This window comes from Pelorhabdus rhamnosifermentans, assembly GCF_018835585.1.
Taxonomy (GTDB): Bacteria; Bacillota; Negativicutes; order UMGS1260; family UMGS1260; genus Pelorhabdus; species Pelorhabdus rhamnosifermentans.
The window spans coordinates 228,045-243,898 of the sequence record NZ_JAHGVE010000001.1; the positions used below are offsets into that span (position 1 = coordinate 228,045).

Annotated in this window: 17 protein-coding genes; all 17 read left to right on the forward strand. The window is 40.9% G+C overall.

Going from position 1 to position 15,854, the window contains the following annotated elements:
• The first annotated feature begins 142 nt into the window (after nucleotides 1–142).
• Nucleotides 143–955: a flagellin N-terminal helical domain-containing protein gene (locus tag Ga0466249_RS01145; RefSeq protein WP_215827599.1), complete on the forward strand. Its 813-nt coding sequence runs from the start codon at nucleotides 143–145 to the stop codon at nucleotides 953–955.
• Between the two features lie 257 nt (nucleotides 956–1,212).
• Entirely contained in the window at nucleotides 1,213–2,025 is an 813-nt protein-coding gene (locus Ga0466249_RS01150) for a flagellin N-terminal helical domain-containing protein (RefSeq protein WP_215827600.1), read from the forward strand.
• A gap of 71 nt (nucleotides 2,026–2,096) precedes the next feature.
• Nucleotides 2,097–2,453: a flagellar protein FlaG gene (locus Ga0466249_RS01155; RefSeq protein WP_215827601.1), complete on the forward strand. Its 357-nt coding sequence runs from the start codon at nucleotides 2,097–2,099 to the stop codon at nucleotides 2,451–2,453.
• Nucleotides 2,454–2,471: 18 nt separating this feature from the next.
• A complete protein-coding gene (gene fliD / locus Ga0466249_RS01160; RefSeq protein WP_215827602.1) occupies nucleotides 2,472–4,592 on the forward strand; it encodes a flagellar filament capping protein FliD in 2,121 nt (706 codons plus the stop codon).
• Between the two features lie 99 nt (nucleotides 4,593–4,691).
• The gene (locus Ga0466249_RS01165) at nucleotides 4,692–4,907 is read left to right on the forward strand and encodes an Rrf2 family transcriptional regulator (RefSeq protein ID WP_312889678.1); all 216 of its coding nucleotides are present in this window, start codon (nucleotides 4,692–4,694) and stop codon (nucleotides 4,905–4,907) included.
• Nucleotides 4,907–5,362 carry a DUF8042 domain-containing protein gene (locus Ga0466249_RS01170; RefSeq protein WP_512699360.1) on the forward strand — a complete coding sequence of 152 codons (456 nt, stop codon included), beginning with the start codon at nucleotides 4,907–4,909 and terminating at the stop codon, nucleotides 5,360–5,362. The genes Ga0466249_RS01165 and Ga0466249_RS01170 overlap by 1 nt, the downstream gene beginning before the upstream one ends.
• A complete protein-coding gene (locus Ga0466249_RS01175) occupies nucleotides 5,349–7,214 on the forward strand; it encodes a motility associated factor glycosyltransferase family protein (RefSeq protein ID WP_215827605.1) in 1,866 nt (621 codons plus the stop codon). The genes Ga0466249_RS01170 and Ga0466249_RS01175 overlap by 14 nt, the downstream gene beginning before the upstream one ends.
• Nucleotides 7,195–7,593: a flagellar export chaperone FliS gene (fliS, locus tag Ga0466249_RS01180; protein WP_215827606.1), complete on the forward strand. Its 399-nt coding sequence runs from the start codon at nucleotides 7,195–7,197 to the stop codon at nucleotides 7,591–7,593. The genes Ga0466249_RS01175 and fliS overlap by 20 nt, the downstream gene beginning before the upstream one ends.
• A 2-nt stretch (nucleotides 7,594–7,595) precedes the next feature.
• The gene (locus Ga0466249_RS01185) at nucleotides 7,596–7,973 is read left to right on the forward strand and encodes a hypothetical protein (RefSeq protein ID WP_215827607.1); all 378 of its coding nucleotides are present in this window, start codon (nucleotides 7,596–7,598) and stop codon (nucleotides 7,971–7,973) included.
• Nucleotides 7,974–8,011: 38 nt separating this feature from the next.
• Complete coding sequence (gene pseB, locus Ga0466249_RS01190) at nucleotides 8,012–8,998, forward strand: UDP-N-acetylglucosamine 4,6-dehydratase (inverting) (protein WP_215827608.1); 987 nt, start codon at nucleotides 8,012–8,014, stop codon at nucleotides 8,996–8,998.
• On the forward strand, nucleotides 8,995–10,170 hold the full coding sequence (gene pseC / locus Ga0466249_RS01195) for a UDP-4-amino-4,6-dideoxy-N-acetyl-beta-L-altrosamine transaminase (RefSeq protein ID WP_215827609.1): 1,176 nt from the start codon (nucleotides 8,995–8,997) through the stop codon (nucleotides 10,168–10,170). Before pseB ends, pseC begins: the two co-directional genes overlap by 4 nt.
• 4 nt (nucleotides 10,171–10,174) lie before the next feature.
• Nucleotides 10,175–11,182: a UDP-2,4-diacetamido-2,4,6-trideoxy-beta-L-altropyranose hydrolase gene (gene pseG, locus Ga0466249_RS01200; RefSeq protein ID WP_215827610.1), complete on the forward strand. Its 1,008-nt coding sequence runs from the start codon at nucleotides 10,175–10,177 to the stop codon at nucleotides 11,180–11,182.
• A gap of 32 nt (nucleotides 11,183–11,214) precedes the next feature.
• Entirely contained in the window at nucleotides 11,215–11,934 is a 720-nt protein-coding gene (locus tag Ga0466249_RS01205) for a cytidylyltransferase domain-containing protein (RefSeq protein ID WP_312889690.1), read from the forward strand.
• A gap of 148 nt (nucleotides 11,935–12,082) precedes the next feature.
• Nucleotides 12,083–13,093, forward strand: a complete 1,011-nt coding sequence (locus Ga0466249_RS01210; protein WP_215827612.1) for an NAD-dependent 4,6-dehydratase LegB — start codon at nucleotides 12,083–12,085, stop codon at nucleotides 13,091–13,093.
• Nucleotides 13,086–13,796: a nucleotidyltransferase family protein gene (locus Ga0466249_RS01215; protein WP_215827613.1), complete on the forward strand. Its 711-nt coding sequence runs from the start codon at nucleotides 13,086–13,088 to the stop codon at nucleotides 13,794–13,796. Before Ga0466249_RS01210 ends, Ga0466249_RS01215 begins: the two co-directional genes overlap by 8 nt.
• A complete protein-coding gene (locus tag Ga0466249_RS01220; RefSeq protein WP_215827614.1) occupies nucleotides 13,793–14,665 on the forward strand; it encodes an NAD-dependent epimerase/dehydratase family protein in 873 nt (290 codons plus the stop codon). The genes Ga0466249_RS01215 and Ga0466249_RS01220 overlap by 4 nt, the downstream gene beginning before the upstream one ends.
• The gene (locus Ga0466249_RS01225; protein WP_215827615.1) at nucleotides 14,655–15,728 is read left to right on the forward strand and encodes a radical SAM/SPASM domain-containing protein; all 1,074 of its coding nucleotides are present in this window, start codon (nucleotides 14,655–14,657) and stop codon (nucleotides 15,726–15,728) included. The genes Ga0466249_RS01220 and Ga0466249_RS01225 overlap by 11 nt, the downstream gene beginning before the upstream one ends.
• Nucleotides 15,729–15,854 lie beyond the last annotated feature (126 nt).

The following is a 15,854-nucleotide window of genomic DNA, read 5'->3' on the forward strand; positions in this document are numbered from 1 at the left end:
ATTTTTTTTGAAAAATGCTTAAGTAAATGGCGAATTGTTACGATACATAAAATGACAGTGTGAAAATAGGCAATAGATCTTATGAACATGCTGTACAGAATTTGGCATGGATGCCAAATGGATTTCAGGGAGGAAATAAAACATGGTTATCAACACAAATGTCGCTTCATTAAACGCATGGAGAAATCTCGAAGCACAGAGCAATGCACAATCAGCTTCGATGGGGAAACTTTCTTCAGGTAAAAGAATCAACAAAGCAGCGGATGATGCTGCAGGTCTTGCAATTTCAGAAAAAATGATCAGCCAGATTAACGGCTTGGATCAAGCTTCAAGTAATGCTCAAGATGGTATTTCTTTAGTACAGACGGCTGAAGGCGCATTGAATGAAACAACTTCCATTATTCAACGTCTACGTCAATTGGCTGTTCAAGCTCGCAATGGCAGCGAAACAGACAAGGATCGCGCTCACATTCAAAAAGAAGTGGGTCAGCTGCTTTCTGAAGTAAATCAGATTGCTAGTACGACGCAGTTTAATACAATGAACTTGTTGAACGGATCTACTACAACTGTGACATTCCAGATCGGTGCTAACCAAGGCCAGACGATGGCAGTGTCTCTTCCGACTGTAACGGCAACTAAACTGGCCATCAATACTATATCCTTGGCGACTGCTGCTGGTGCTTCAGGTGCTATTAAATCACTTGATGCAGCACTGAGCACTGTTTCAGGCGCACGGGCTAACTTGGGTGCTGTTCAGAATCGTTTGCAACATGCTATCAATAATTTGCAGGTTGCTTCCGAGAACTTATCTTCCGCAAATTCTCGTGTTCGCGACGTAGATATGGCGAAAGAAATGGCAAGCTTCAGCAAAACGCAAGTTCTTGTTCAGGCAGGTACTGCTATGTTGGCACAAGCTAACCAGATGCCACAGACCGTACTTAAGTTACTGGGCTAATAGGTATATTTATTATGAAAAACCGGTCGGCAAACATTGCCGACCGGTTTTTCATAATAAAGGAAGGGTTGCCTGCAGTCTTGAAAGTTTTCGCTTGTGTCGATTTTAAGAAAAAAGAGTAATATTTTTAAAAAAAATGCTTAAGTGAGTGGCGGATTGTTACGATATAATAAATGACAGTGTGAAACGAGTAATGATGGACATGCTGTACAGAGTTTTGGCATGGATGCCAAATAAAATTCAGGGAGGAATTAGACATGGTTATCAACACAAATGTCGCTTCATTAAACGCATGGAGAAATCTCGAGGCACAGAGCAATGCACAATCAGCTTCGATGGGGAAACTTTCTTCAGGTAAAAGAATCAACAAAGCAGCGGATGATGCTGCAGGTCTTGCAATTTCAGAAAAAATGATCAGCCAGATTAACGGTTTGGATCAAGCTTCAAGTAATGCTCAAGATGGTATTTCTTTAGTACAGACGGCTGAAGGCGCATTGAATGAAACAACTTCCATTATTCAACGTCTACGTCAATTGGCTGTTCAAGCTCGCAATGGCAGTGAAACAGACAAGGATCGCGCTCACATTCAAAAAGAAGTGGGTCAGCTGCTTTCTGAAGTAAATCAGATTGCTAGTACGACGCAGTTCAATACAATGAACTTGTTGAACGGATCTACTACAACTGTGACATTCCAGATTGGTGCTAACCAAGGCCAGACGATGGCAGTGTCTCTTCCGACTGTAACAGCAAATAAATTGTCCATCGATACCATATCCTTGGCGACTGCTGCTGGTGCTTCGGGTGCTATTAAATCACTTGATGCAGCACTGAGCACTGTTTCAGGCGCACGGGCTAACTTGGGTGCTGTTCAGAATCGTTTGCAACATGCTATCAATAATTTGCAGGTTGCCTCCGAAAACTTATCTTCCGCTAATTCTCGTGTTCGTGACGTAGATATGGCGAAAGAAATGGCAAGCTTCAGCAAAACGCAGGTTCTTGTTCAGGCAGGTACTGCTATGCTGGCACAAGCTAATCAGATGCCACAGACTGTACTTAAATTACTGGGTTAATAGCCATATTTCTTATGACCGGCCGGCAAACACTGCCGGCCGGTTTTTAATAATAAAGGAAGGGTAGTCTGATGAAAATTGATGCGGGGCATGTACAGTCAGCCGTTGATTTGAATAGTGATAGTGGCAGGGCAATGATATCGACGGCTTCACAGACCACTTCTCATGAACAAGCCGATCTTCATAAAGAAGCCAATCCTGCCGTTGATAAACAGCAACTGCAAAAAGTGGTGGATCAGTGGAATCAAAATGCTGAGAAAAAAAATCAAGAATTGCGGCTGGCTATTCATGAAGAAACAAACAGGATGATTGTGGAAGTCGTAGATTTAACGACGAAAAAAGTTATTTCTACATTTCCACCTAAACAAATTTTGGCTTTAGATGATGCTTTGGAAAGAGAATGGAAGTTATTAGATAAAAGAATTTAAACAGAAAGGGTGAATAGAATGTCATCAGTCTCTTCCGCTTCTTTGTCTTCGACGGGTTTTCTGCATATGAATAATCTGTCCGGGATAGATGTTGATGCTTTAGTCAGCGCCACTATTATGGCTGACAGCATCCCAATTACACTCTTGAAAAATAAGAACACATTGCTTCAGACACAATCCAGTGATTACGCAACGATTAAAAACGGTTTATTTTCACTTCGGAGCGCCCTGAATGATCTGACTTACAATAGCGCCTACACGGGACGCACAGCTACTACAACGGATGCCACGATCGTGACAGGAGTATCACAAAATGGTGCTTCTACGGGTGCCTATGTTATTGAGGTAACTGGATTAGCGAAAACGACGCATGCGACAGGTGCGGCTTTGACGTTTGCCGATGGTACAGATGGTAAAGGAACTAAGGCGACTTTGACAGGTAGCGGTGCTAACACGGTAGGGGCAGGCGTGGATCGCAATTTGGCCTTTAATGATCCGACATCGCCTTATTTGGGCCGGATTACGGCTGGCTTTTTTACGGTGAATGATCAGCGTATCGATGTGACAGCTACAGATACTATCAATACGATACTGAATAAGATTAGTGCCTCAGGAGCTGGCGTTAATGCAACCATTGATGGTAGTGGTCATGTTGTATTGACGCAGAAAACTGTTGGTGCTACGCCGACAGTGAAATTTGGTGCCGAAGGCGATTCGAGCGGCTTTTTAGCACAAGTAGGGCTGAATACAACGACAGCCGTAGCAGGAACTGATCCCGATCAGCAGGAGGCCTTGAATACGAGTTTTGGTGCGGGTGCAATTACGGCGGGGTATTTCTCTATTAACGGTACCTATTTTTCTGTCGATCCGACTAAGGATACCATGGATTCCATTATTAATAAAATTAATAGTTCGACAACAGCTGGTGTATTGGCTTTTTATGATTCAACAACGAAACAGATGTCTTTGACGAATCAGACTGCTGGCAATAAGAACATTGACTTGGGCACGTCAGCGACAGATTCTTCGAACTTCTTGTCTAAGATGGGTTTGAAGGCTGGAATTCATAATAGCGATGGTACGGGTGGTTCGGTGGTACTAGGAGAGGACGCAGCTGTAAAGGTAAATGGCACTGCTGTGACACCGACTAATAATACAGTGACATTGAATGGCAATACTTTTACGATTAATAAGACGGGTACGGCTACCGTGACGGTGCAAAATGACACGGACTCGATTGTCAAAAAAGTTCAGGCCTTTATCACTGCGTACAATACAACCATTGATCAGGTTAATGGTAAACTCAATGAAGAATCATCCGATTCGACTGCGGACCATAAAGTCGGGGGCGATCTTTTTGGCGACCCTACTTTGGCTGATATTAGTGAGACACTGCGCAGCTTCAGTTATGCCACTGTTGCTGCGCAGCCTGCTACGATGCAGCAGTTATCGCAAGCGGGTATTACGACAGGTGCGGTCGGTCAATCCGTTGATGAAAGCAAGACGGGTCATCTATCCTTGGACGTGGATGTATTGAAGAAGGCACTGCAATCGGACCCTGGAGCAGTGGCATCACTATTTGGTAATTCTACCGCTTCTGTACTCAATGAAGCCGTTGGTACAAGTGACGGTGCAAAAACCGACTATACACTTAAGAACGGATCAATTTCCGCAGCTCCGACGATACAAACTGTTGATGGTAGTTTGACAACAACTTATAACGAAGTTACTACGTTCAGTACGGATGCTGCTACGCGTGCTAAGGAATATATGATTGATTATACGACAGGAAAAATTACGTTTGGTACGGCACCTGTTGCCGGAGCAACGATTAAGGCAAGTTACGATTATGATGTAAGCTCAGGCAATAATGCAGGTGTCTTTGTGCAAATGACAACACAATTGAGTAATTACACCAAGGTTGGCGGTGTTTTTGATTCTCTTACAGGATCTAATGGGTCCATAACGCAGATGGTGAAGTACAACAGTGATCGAATCAAAGATCTGCAGCTGAGGCTTAAGGATGAGCAGACGATGTTATATACGAAATATAACGCGATGCAAACGCTTTTACAAAGTTTACAAAGTCAAGGCAGCTTTTTAACGTCGGCCTTATCAAGTTCGTCTAGTTCCAAATAAATGATTTAAGAAGTAGCCAATAATTTTTATTGGCTACTTCTTAGGGGTGCAAATGTTTACTATTGTTTGGTTGTGTTCACTATTTGGGGGTAGTATTTGGTGAATAATCTGCATCAAGAGATACTATGGCTGCTTATGAACTACGAGACATCTTATGCCAAGCCGATGAATTCTGACAACATCGGCCGTCTGCTTCACGTAACGCCAGCCTATGTGCGTAGTCAACTGTCGCAGTTGGTGAAAAGTAAATTAGTTGGTGTGCGGCGGGGAAATGGTGGGGGATACTATATGATCAGAGAAAGAGGTTTATCGTGATGAAAAATTCGCAATCAGATTCATCAAAGTTCGTTCAACTGACGACTGTGTTAGCGGAAATGGCTGGATATTTACAGAATGTAGCGCAGGCTTATCAAACATTAGAGTTTGATTTTCAGTTAGACCAGCGGGCAGACTCACTAGAAAAGTTGCTTCAGGTAATGGAAGGGTTGAATTATTGTAAAAAAATGTTTAGTTCTGCTGCGTCTCTGTTAGGACTGAATGTTGCACAAAATATAGGCAGTGGAATGTCTATCAACGCATTTGCTAATGAATTGCAGAAATCCTTTGAACAGATTGATGAAGCAGCAGAAAATGGCGATTACTCCCTGCTAGCTGATCTTACGGAATATGATTTAATCTCTTTAGTTGAGCAAGCGCGACAATTGCTTGCTGTTATTCAGGAACAGTGTAATCAGCGGAAGGGATTGGAATTTGTTCATGATGGAAGATAAGTTTGGAAAAGAAAATTGGGTGGCGTTTTATAAACGCTATGGAACGGTAATCCCTGAGTATGTCGCAGCAGCCGAAAGCAAGCATCTGGAGCTGTTAGACAGCCGCAAGGGCTTGCCAACGGTTCGAATTACAACGGCGGAAGGTAAAAAAATATTTTTGCATAGCTCCGTTGACCCTGTTCAAGAAGCAGAAAAAGTTGTTCGGGGATTAGATGTTCTTTCAAGTAGTTTGGTTGTTGTTTATGGTTTTGGTCTAGGTTATCTTGTCGAAGCGCTGCATAAAAATATCGATGAAAGAATTCCAATTTTTGTCATTGAACCGGATCATGATTTGTTTCGTGCGGCCCTGAATACGCGGGATTTGCGAGCTGTTTTATCATCAGAGCGTGTCTTTATTATTGCGCCTAGTGATGAAGGATATGAAATTGCTACGAATTTTTTTGAGCTTTATGACTTAACGCGGTATAGCAACTTAGTGATTACGGGGTTGTCAGGACATCAAGCCGCTTATGCTAAGGCTTATGAAAAAACGGTTCATCAATTGAGTGATGCAGTGAATGCGAGGCTGGTTCAGGAGAAGACCATGAGCATCAATGGAGCTTCTATCATGTCCAACTCGATTTGTAATTTGCCGATTTATTATCGTTCACCAGGTATTCATACACTTTTCGATCAATTTAAAGGGATGCCGGCCATTATTGTATCAGCAGGTCCTTCATTGAATAAAAATATTCATTTATTGAAGAAAGCCAAGGGAAAAGCTGTTATTCTCGCTGTGGGTACAGCCCTAAAGGCACTCCAAAAGAACGGTATTGAACCGGACTTTATGGTGAGTATTGATCCAAATCCGATTAATTATGAGCATTTCAAAGCCGTGAATTTTCCTCATGTTCCTTTAATAACGGAAATGCAAACTTTTCCAAAAGTCTTAGAAAATCATCAGGGGCCTTTCTTTGTTACCGGGAACAAACCAATTTTAAAATGGTTTGAGGGTGTTATTGAAGAGAAGGGGACGACGGAGAGCGGCGGTTCTGTGGCTAATAATGCGTTGACAGTGGCTTATAAATTTGGTGCTGATCCGATTATTCTTGTGGGACAAGATTTGGCTTATGCCAGGGATGGGCATTCTCATGCAGCTGGAACGAATCATGAGAATATTGTTTATAATGGCGGTGAGGGTGGAAACTATTTTTTAGTGAAAGCCAATGATGGTGGAGAGATTTTAACTAATCGTGCTTTTTATCAATTTTTAAAATTCTTTGAAGTCTGGATTAAAAAATATCCGCAACCCGAATATATTAATGCTACAGAAGGCGGGGCCTTGATTGAAGGAACGAAGATCATGACGTTACAGCAAGTACTTGATGAGTATTGTGAAAGATCCGTTGATGTGCAAGGGATAATTAAAGAGGCGACAGATTCATTTACAGTGCCGGATGTGATGCCTTTCGTCATCAGACTTGAACAGTGCTTGGCTAATATAAAAACGATGGTGAAAGAAGCTTATTTGGCTATTAAGCGGTTAAATCAACTGGAACGGGCCTGCGAAAACGGGCAAGCACAAAAAATGAATCACTATAGCAAGGATGTAAAGCGTTGCTATGAAAAATTTGAGCAAAATACGGATGTTCGTGATGTAGTCGAATGGTTTTGTCACGATGATATTCAGCAAGTCCTTTATCGAACGCATCAAGCGGGTTTCAAAGAACAAGATGATTATCATGCTGCTGTTGCTGATTACAAAATATATTATGAGACGATTATTGCCGGGGCCAAGGTAGCGCAAGGTCTTATGGAAGATTGTGTGATAAAAATTAGGGGGAACGTAAGCGATGGCTGTGAATCCTTATGAACAATATCGGCGTATGCAAGTTGAAACAGCGAGTCAAGGAAAGCTGATTCTTATGTTGTATGAAGGAGCTATTAAGAACTTACATTTGGCGCAGCAGTGTATGGAGAGCAAAAACATCAATGGGGCCCACAGTTCTTTAATGAAGGCTCAGCGAATTATTCAAGAATTAAATATCACCTTGAATATGGATGCCGGTGAAATTGCCCAAAATTTGCGGGACTTATATGTGTATATGCTGGAACGTCTGGCAAAGGCTAATATGCAAAAGGATCGTGCGATTGTTAGTGAAGTGCTTGAACTATTGGCGGAACTCAAATCAGGGTGGGATGAAATTATTTTGAAGAAAAGTTCGCGAAATGCACCAGTACAGGTGAAATGAATATGAAACAGACAGGTGAGACGGAGTTGTTGTTCAAGCACTATTACAATATGCGCACATTATCCATTAAGCAATTTGAGGCCATTCAAGAAGATCAGCTGCTTATTGTGGAAGAGCTGATTGCACAAAAAGGAATCATGATTACGGAGATTAAAAAGTGGTATGAACAGCATGTCCTTTCTGACTATCCATCCGATGTTACGGCTGCATTAAGTGACATTATCCGTGAAATTCGGGACTATGAGGAAAAAAGTCAGCAGTTATTGACTGAACGGCAGGAGCAGGTGCGTAAGGTCATGGTAGTTAATCAGAAATCGAAATTGATTCAGCGGGCTTATGAAGATCAAGCTTTCCCACAGCAACTCAATATACAAAAATAATCGAGTCAGTGTGATTATACTATGAGGTGAAATGGTTCATGTTCAATAATAAATCAATTTTAGTAACTGGCGGAACAGGTTCTTTTGGCAAGCAATGCATTAAAACCATTCTAGCAAGGTATCAGCCGAAACGGGTTATTGTATTTTCCCGCGATGAACTCAAACAGTATGAAATGCAGCAGGAATATCATGCTCCTTGTATGCGGTATTTTCTTGGTGATGTCCGGGATAGCGAGCGACTCAAGCAGGCGATGCGCAATGTTGATTACGTGATTCATGCTGCGGCTTTGAAACAAGTGCCTGCAGCGGAATATAATCCAATGGAATGTATAAAGACCAATATTCATGGGGCTGAGAATGTTATTAAAGCGGCCATGGAAAACGGCGTTGAAAAGGTAATTGCTCTGTCGACAGATAAAGCCGCGAATCCGATTAATTTGTACGGAGCTACCAAGTTGGTTTCAGATAAATTATTTGTAACAGCCAATAACATCGCAGGCGGTCATCGTACAAAATTTTCTGTTGTTCGTTATGGAAATGTCGTGGGGTCACGCGGTTCCGTTGCTCCGCTATTTAAAAAAATGGTTGCCGAGGGAGCGGAGTTTTTGCCTGTTACGGACGAAAAGATGACGCGCTTTTGGATTACTCTGCCGCAAGGCGTCGATTTTGTACTCAAAGGATTTGCCCGGATGCATGGAGGAGAAGTTTTTGTACCTAAGATTCCTTCCAGTCGTATTGTAGATTTTGCCAAGGCGATTGCGCCGGATAAGCCGATTAAGATTATTGGCATTCGACCTGGGGAGAAACTTCATGAAGTAATGTGTCCGGCTGACGATGCTCATATTACCTTGGCTTTTGAAGACCACTATGTTATTAAACCATCTATCGTATTTTTTGCTCCTGTTGATTATCAAGTTAACGGTCTGGGCGAACAGGGCAAGCCGGTATCCGCAGGTTTTGAATATAATTCGGGAACGAATCCGCACTTTTTAACGATCGAAGAATTGCGGGAGATGATTGGATGATGAGTATTCCTTATGGAAGACAACACATTAGTGACGCTGATATTCAAGCGGTTGCTGAAGTATTGCAATCAGATTGGCTGACGCAAGGACCTACATTAGAACGTTTTGAGCAGCTAGTAGCGGATTATTGTGGTGTTCGTTATGCAATTGCTGTTTCCAATGCCACATCGGCACTGCACATTAGTTGTCTGGCGGCCGGAATGGGGCAAGGGGATGTAGCCTGGACATCACCTATTACTTTTGTGGCATCAGCCAATTGCGCCCTTTATGCTGGTGGACAGGTAGATTTTGTCGATATTGACGGACAAACTTATAATATGAGTATTGCAGCCTTAAAAAGCAAGTTGATTAAGGCTGCACAAGCGGGAAAGTTACCGAAGGTCGTTATCCCTGTTCATTTGTCGGGCCAGTCGGCTGAGATGGCTGCGATCTACGAGTTAAGCCGGAAATATGGTTTTACAGTGATTGAGGATGCTTCGCATGCCATTGGAGGTACTTATCGGAATGACAAAGTCGGCTGTTGCAAGTACAGTGATATGGCTGTTTTTAGTTTTCATCCGGTAAAAATTGTTACGACAGGCGAAGGTGGTATGGTTGTAACGAATCGACGGGATTTGTATGAAGAGTTGTTGCTTTTGCGTAGTCACGGTATTACGCGGGATGCTAATCTTATGACCGAACCCAGTCACGGCGGCTGGTATTATCAGCAGATTTCCTTAGGCTTTAATTATCGCATGACCGATATACAAGCTGCTCTTGGATGCAGTCAAATGACGAAAATTGATGAGTTTGTGAGGCGCCGTCGTGAGATTGCTGCCTATTATGATGAAAAATTGAGCGATTTACCCCTGCAGTTGCCTAAGCAGCATGAAGATACCTGTTCCTCTTACCATCTCTATATTATTCGGTTGAAACTTGATAAAATAGCTCTCAGTCACAAAGAAGTGTATGATGGACTTAGAAAAGCCGGTATTATGGTTAATTTGCACTATATCCCAGTTTATTCACAGCCTTATTATCAAAAGTTTGGCTATCAAGCGAGTGACTTTCCTGAGGCGGAAGCCTATTATCAAGAGGCCATCAGTCTGCCCATGTATTATGATTTAAGCACGGAGCAGCAAGATTATGTTATCGCTACTCTAAAGAATTTATTGCTTTCTTCCTGCAGGTGATTTTATGAATATTCCTATTTTTGGCAAACAAGAAACAATTTTATTTCGAGTCGATTCGTCTGTCATATTAGGCACGGGTCATGTGATGCGCTGTCTGGCCTTGGCTGACTGGTTGTCTGAGCGGGGAAGCAAAATTTTTTTTCTGTGTAAGTCTTTGTCTGGAAATGTTGCTCAACTGATATTGGATAAAGGGTATCCGGTTCAGTGGATAGATGGTGACAGTGAAGGGATTGAAGTGATCCGGTCCTTGAGCACAGGTGAAAAATGGGATTGGATGATAGTGGATCACTATGAACTGGACTATCGCTGGGAAAGTCAAGTGCGGTATTTCGTTGAAAAAATCATGGTGATTGATGATTTGGCTAATCGCCGTCATGACTGTGATGTATTGCTTGATCAAAACTATTTTGAAAAGATGGCTGAGCGTTATCGAGAATGGATTCCCAAGAATTGTGTTACTTTACTGGGTCCGCGTTATGCCCTGCTGCGCAGGGAGTTTTTCGCAGAAAGTGGCAAACTGCGGTCGCGCGATGGGATTGTCAGGCGAATGTTAGTTTCTTTTGGTGGCAGCGATCCAACGGATGAGACAAGGAAAGCATTGGATGCTCTCGAAATACTTAAGAAAAACGCGATTATTGTCGATATAATAGCTGGCGGCGCAAATCGGTGCCAGGCTGAAATAAAAGCACGTTGTGAAACTCATTCAAATTACCATTATTATGATTATGTATCCAATATGGCGCAAATGATGCAACGAGCTGATCTGATGATAGGCGCAGGCGGCACTACGACTTGGGAGCGCTGCTACATGGCTCTGCCATCGCTGACGATTGTCGTGGCTGACAACCAGCGTGAGACGACTCAGGCAGTTGCCAAAGCTGGGGCAACGATCAATTTAGGTTGGCATGAAGCGGTTACTCCGGCCATGATAGTGAATGCTCTTAAGAATATGATGTCTAATAGCGAGCTTTTACAGAAGATGTCTTGTAAGGCCCGAAAATTTATTGAATGATCCCAATGAAAGAGGTTGATCCTTTGAAAACGGTGATGATAGTACAAGCTCGCATGACTTCCACTCGGCTACCTGGCAAGGTATTAAAGGAAGTACTCGGCAAACCATTGCTGGAATATCAGATCGAACGACTCAGACGTATTTCGTCTGTTGATGAGATTGTCATTGCCACGACTGTCAATACTACGGATCAGCCGATTGTCGATTGTTGCAATCGACTGGGTGTAGCTTATTTTCGTGGTTCAGAAGAGGATGTGCTGTCGCGTTACTATGGAGCAGCTGTTGAACATCAGGCTGATGTGGTAGTACGGGTTACTGCTGATTGTCCGCTGATTGATCCGGAAGTTTGCGAAACAGCGATTCGACATTTTATTGAAAGTAAAGATAAATATGATTATTTAAGGCTTGAACACTATCCGCGCGGATTGGATACAGAAGTTTTCTCTTTTAAAGGGTTAGAAGAATGTTATAGAGAAGCGACTGCCCAACCTGATCGAGAACATGTTACGCCTTTTTTTTATCGACAGCCCGAGCGATATCGGGTGAAAAAATTATATTGCCCGGAAGATTTAAGCCATCATCGCTGGACAGTAGATACGTCAGAGGATTTTGAGTTGGTCCGTAGGGTGCTTGAAACGTTATATCCGATACAACCTTTTTTTACCATGGAAAACTGTCTGGAGCTATTACAGAGATATCCTGAGTGGTTAGAAATAAATGCAGCTATTCATCAAAAAAAGGTTGGGGAATAACATCATTCCAAGGGTGTAGCGGGTAGTAGAAAATAGGGACTAATAGACCATAGAGCTATGCAGGCCAAGATAGATAACAAGTAGAAAATATTATATTATTGAATGCCATACAACAATTACACATGGACGAAATAGGTGAGAGATTATAATGAATTTGAAAAATAAGAGGATACTTGTGACAGGAGCAGATGGATTTATCGGTTCACATTTGACTGAAACATTAGTTCAGCAAGGCAATGATGTTAGGGCCTTTGTGTTATATAATTCTTTTAATTCATGGGGATGGCTGGATCATTCATCGAAAGAAATTAAAGAGAACTTAGATGTATTTGCCGGGGACATACGTGATCCGCATGGTGTCAAAGAAGCGATGAAAGGCTGTGACATAGTATTACATCTTGCTGCGCTGATTGCGATTCCTTATTCTTATCATTCGCCGGATACTTATATAGATACTAATGTTAAAGGAACCTTAAATATTGTACAAGCTGCACGGGAATTAGGGGTGCAAAAAGTGGTTCAAACATCCACGAGTGAAGTATATGGGACGGCGCGTTTTGTACCTATTACTGAGGAACATCCACTTCAGGGGCAATCACCGTATTCAGCCAGCAAAATTGGGGCGGATCAGATTGCCTTGTCTTTTTACCATGCTTTTAGTACTCCGGTAGCAGTTATCAGACCTTTTAATACTTATGGCCCAAGGCAATCAGCAAGGGCTGTTATTCCTACTATTATTACGCAGATTGCTAATGGTAAGCGCAAAATCAAACTGGGTTCCTTAGCTCCTACCAGAGATTTTAATTATGTTAAAGATACAGTTCGCGGCTTTATAGCTATGGCTGAATCAGATAATGCAATAGGCCAAGTTACTAATATAGGCAGCAATTATGAGATATCAATTGGCGATACGGCGAAACTCATTGCTGAAGTTATGGGCGTCGACTTAGAAATTGAAACAGACGAACAGAGACTGCGACCAGAAAAAAGTGAAGTGGAACGGCTGTGGGCTGATAATACTAAAGCAAAAAAACTTTTGAGCTGGAAGCCTATGTATGCTGGTAAAGATGGCTTTAGGCGTGGATTGGAACGTACGATAGAATGGTTTTCATCGGGGGAAAATCTTAAAAAATATAAGGCAGGTATCTATAATGTCTAAGCGTGCCGTTGTTTTGGCAGGGGGAAAAGGTACTCGCTTGAGACCGTATACGGTAGTTCTTCCTAAACCATTAATGCCTATTGGCGATTATCCTATACTTGAGGTTATTATTAGGCAGTTGGCTTATTATCAATTTGATCATGTTACTTTGGCTGTCAATCATCAAGCTGATTTAATAAAGACTTTTTTTGGAAATGGCGAAAAATGGGGAATTAAAATTGATTATTCTCTGGAGCATAAGCCTCTTAGTACAATGGCGCCGCTTAAATTAATTCCGGATTTACCTGATAATTTTCTAATCATGAATGGGGATGTTTTAACAGATTTAGATTTTAATAGTTTTATGGAAGCACATATATTAGCAAACAATATTTTTACCATTGCTAGTAGTGAAAGAGAACAAAAATCGGAATATGGGGTTTTAGAATTAAATAAAGTCAATCGATTAGTTGGTTTTAAAGAAAAACCTGTTTTGAAATATAATGTTAGTATGGGTGTATATGCTGCAAGCAAGGAGATATTGTCTTATATACCGGCAGATGAAATTTACGGATTTGATCATTTGATGTCGGATTTAATCAATGACAATAATTTTGCAGCAGTGATGAAGCAAAATTGTTATTGGCTCGATATAGGTAGACCTGATGATTATATGAAGGCAATTAAAGAATTTGATCTTTTGAAAGCGAGATTTCTAAGATGACGAAGGTTTTTGTGACAGGAGCTACGGGTTTTATCGGTCAAGCGTTAATAAAAAAAATGATTTCACTTGGTTATGAAGTTCAAGGGTGTTCTACTCAAAATGGTGACATTGCTTGTCGGCAGACTTTAGAAAACTATGATTTCTCAGACGTTTCTCAAATATTTCACTTGGCAGCAAAAACCTTTGTGCCAAATAGCTGGGTAAATCCTGCTGAATTTTATCGGGTAAACGTTCAGGGTACCAATGAAGTGCTTGACATATGTCGTAAAAATCGGATTGGGTTAACCTATATTAGCGCGTATATTTATGGTAACCCACTATGTCTGCCGATTTCAGAAGATTGTTCTATTACCCCCAATAATCCCTATGGGCATTCAAAGTATTTAGCGGAGCAATTGTGCCGATTTTATTCTGAAAACTTTGGTGTATCAGTTAAAATTATTCGTCCGTTTAATGTTTACGGTAGTGGTCAAACGGAAAATTTCCTTGTTCCCACGCTTATTAAGCAGGCTTTATTAAATGATGAAATTAAAGTTAAGAACTTAGTGCCTAAAAGAGATTATGTTTATATTGATGATGTAGTAAGTGCAATAATTTCTGCCAGTCAGTTATCAAAGTTATTTGGTATATACAATATAGGGTCAGGATATTCTGTAAGCGTACAGGAAATTATTGATCGGGTTCAGCATATTCTGGGGTCTAATAAGCCCGTTGTTTCTGAAAATGAGATTCGGATTAATGAGATTAACGATGTTGTGGCGGATATTTCTTTAGCTATGAGCGAATTACATTGGACTCCGTTATGTTCTTTGGATAAAGGGTTAACAAAAATGGTTCATCATGCGAAGGAGTCTTATAATGTCCGTTAAAAATATACCGATTAATAAAGGTAATTATAGTATGGAACCCATTGCTAGAGAAGAATGTTTTGAACGCTATCGTGGCGAAGAATGGCCCAATGGATATCAAGAGTATCGAAATAACTGGACTGAGTATGCTAAAATGCAGGTTGTTTCTGATTATCCCTTATTAGTAGATCTGGAATTATCTTCTTTATGTAATTTGACTTGTCCAATGTGCTATACCATAACCGAAGAATTCAAGCAACATATACATGCAACACTGATGGATTTTGAATTATTTAAAAAGGTGATTCGCGAAATCGCTGGTAAAGTGCCTGCCATTAGATTAAGTTTACGGGGAGAACCAACGTTGCATCCCCATTTTATTGAAGCAATTAAATTTGCTAAAAAAAATGGTATTCATGAGGTTTCTGCATTGACAAACGGTAGTAAATTGTCAGCTGACTATTTTACAGATATGATGGAGGCGGGAATTGATTGGATTACTATTTCTGTGGATGGATTAAATGAGAAATATGAAAGTATTCGTAAACCATTGCAATTTGTGGACATTCTTCAAAAAATAAAAGACATACAAGTAATTAAGAAAAAAAATGCATGTCATAGGCCAGTTATTAAAATTCAGTCTATATGGCCAGCAATTAAGGAAGATCCCGAAACTTTTTATAATACTTTTGCTCCTTATACTGATTTGATTGCGTTTAATCCACTTATTGATTATCTTGGACAGGATAGTGAAATATTGTATGAGTCGGAATTTTCCTGTCCCCAACTTTATCAACGTCTAGTAATTGGTGCAGATGGTCTTGTTATGATGTGTTCCAATGATGAGAATGGTACAGTAATATTAGGTGATGCAAATATTGATACAATTCATGATATTTGGCATGGGAAAAACCTTGAGAATATACGGAAAGTGCATCGGGAACCAGATGGGTTTAGAAATATCCCTGTATGTAAACATTGTTATTTACCACGCAAGACGGAAGATTCTGAGCATGCTTGTGTTAATGGTAGAAATATTATTATTAAAAATTATGTAAATCGAAGTCAAGTTATTGGTCAATAGTTCAAAATTTTATTTGAAGATTTTTGCAGCATGATATGGTCATTTAATTGTGCAAGACAAAATTAGATGGTGGAATATAGCTGCAGATTTTAGTAAGGAAAGCATATATCAAGTGTTGAAATATTG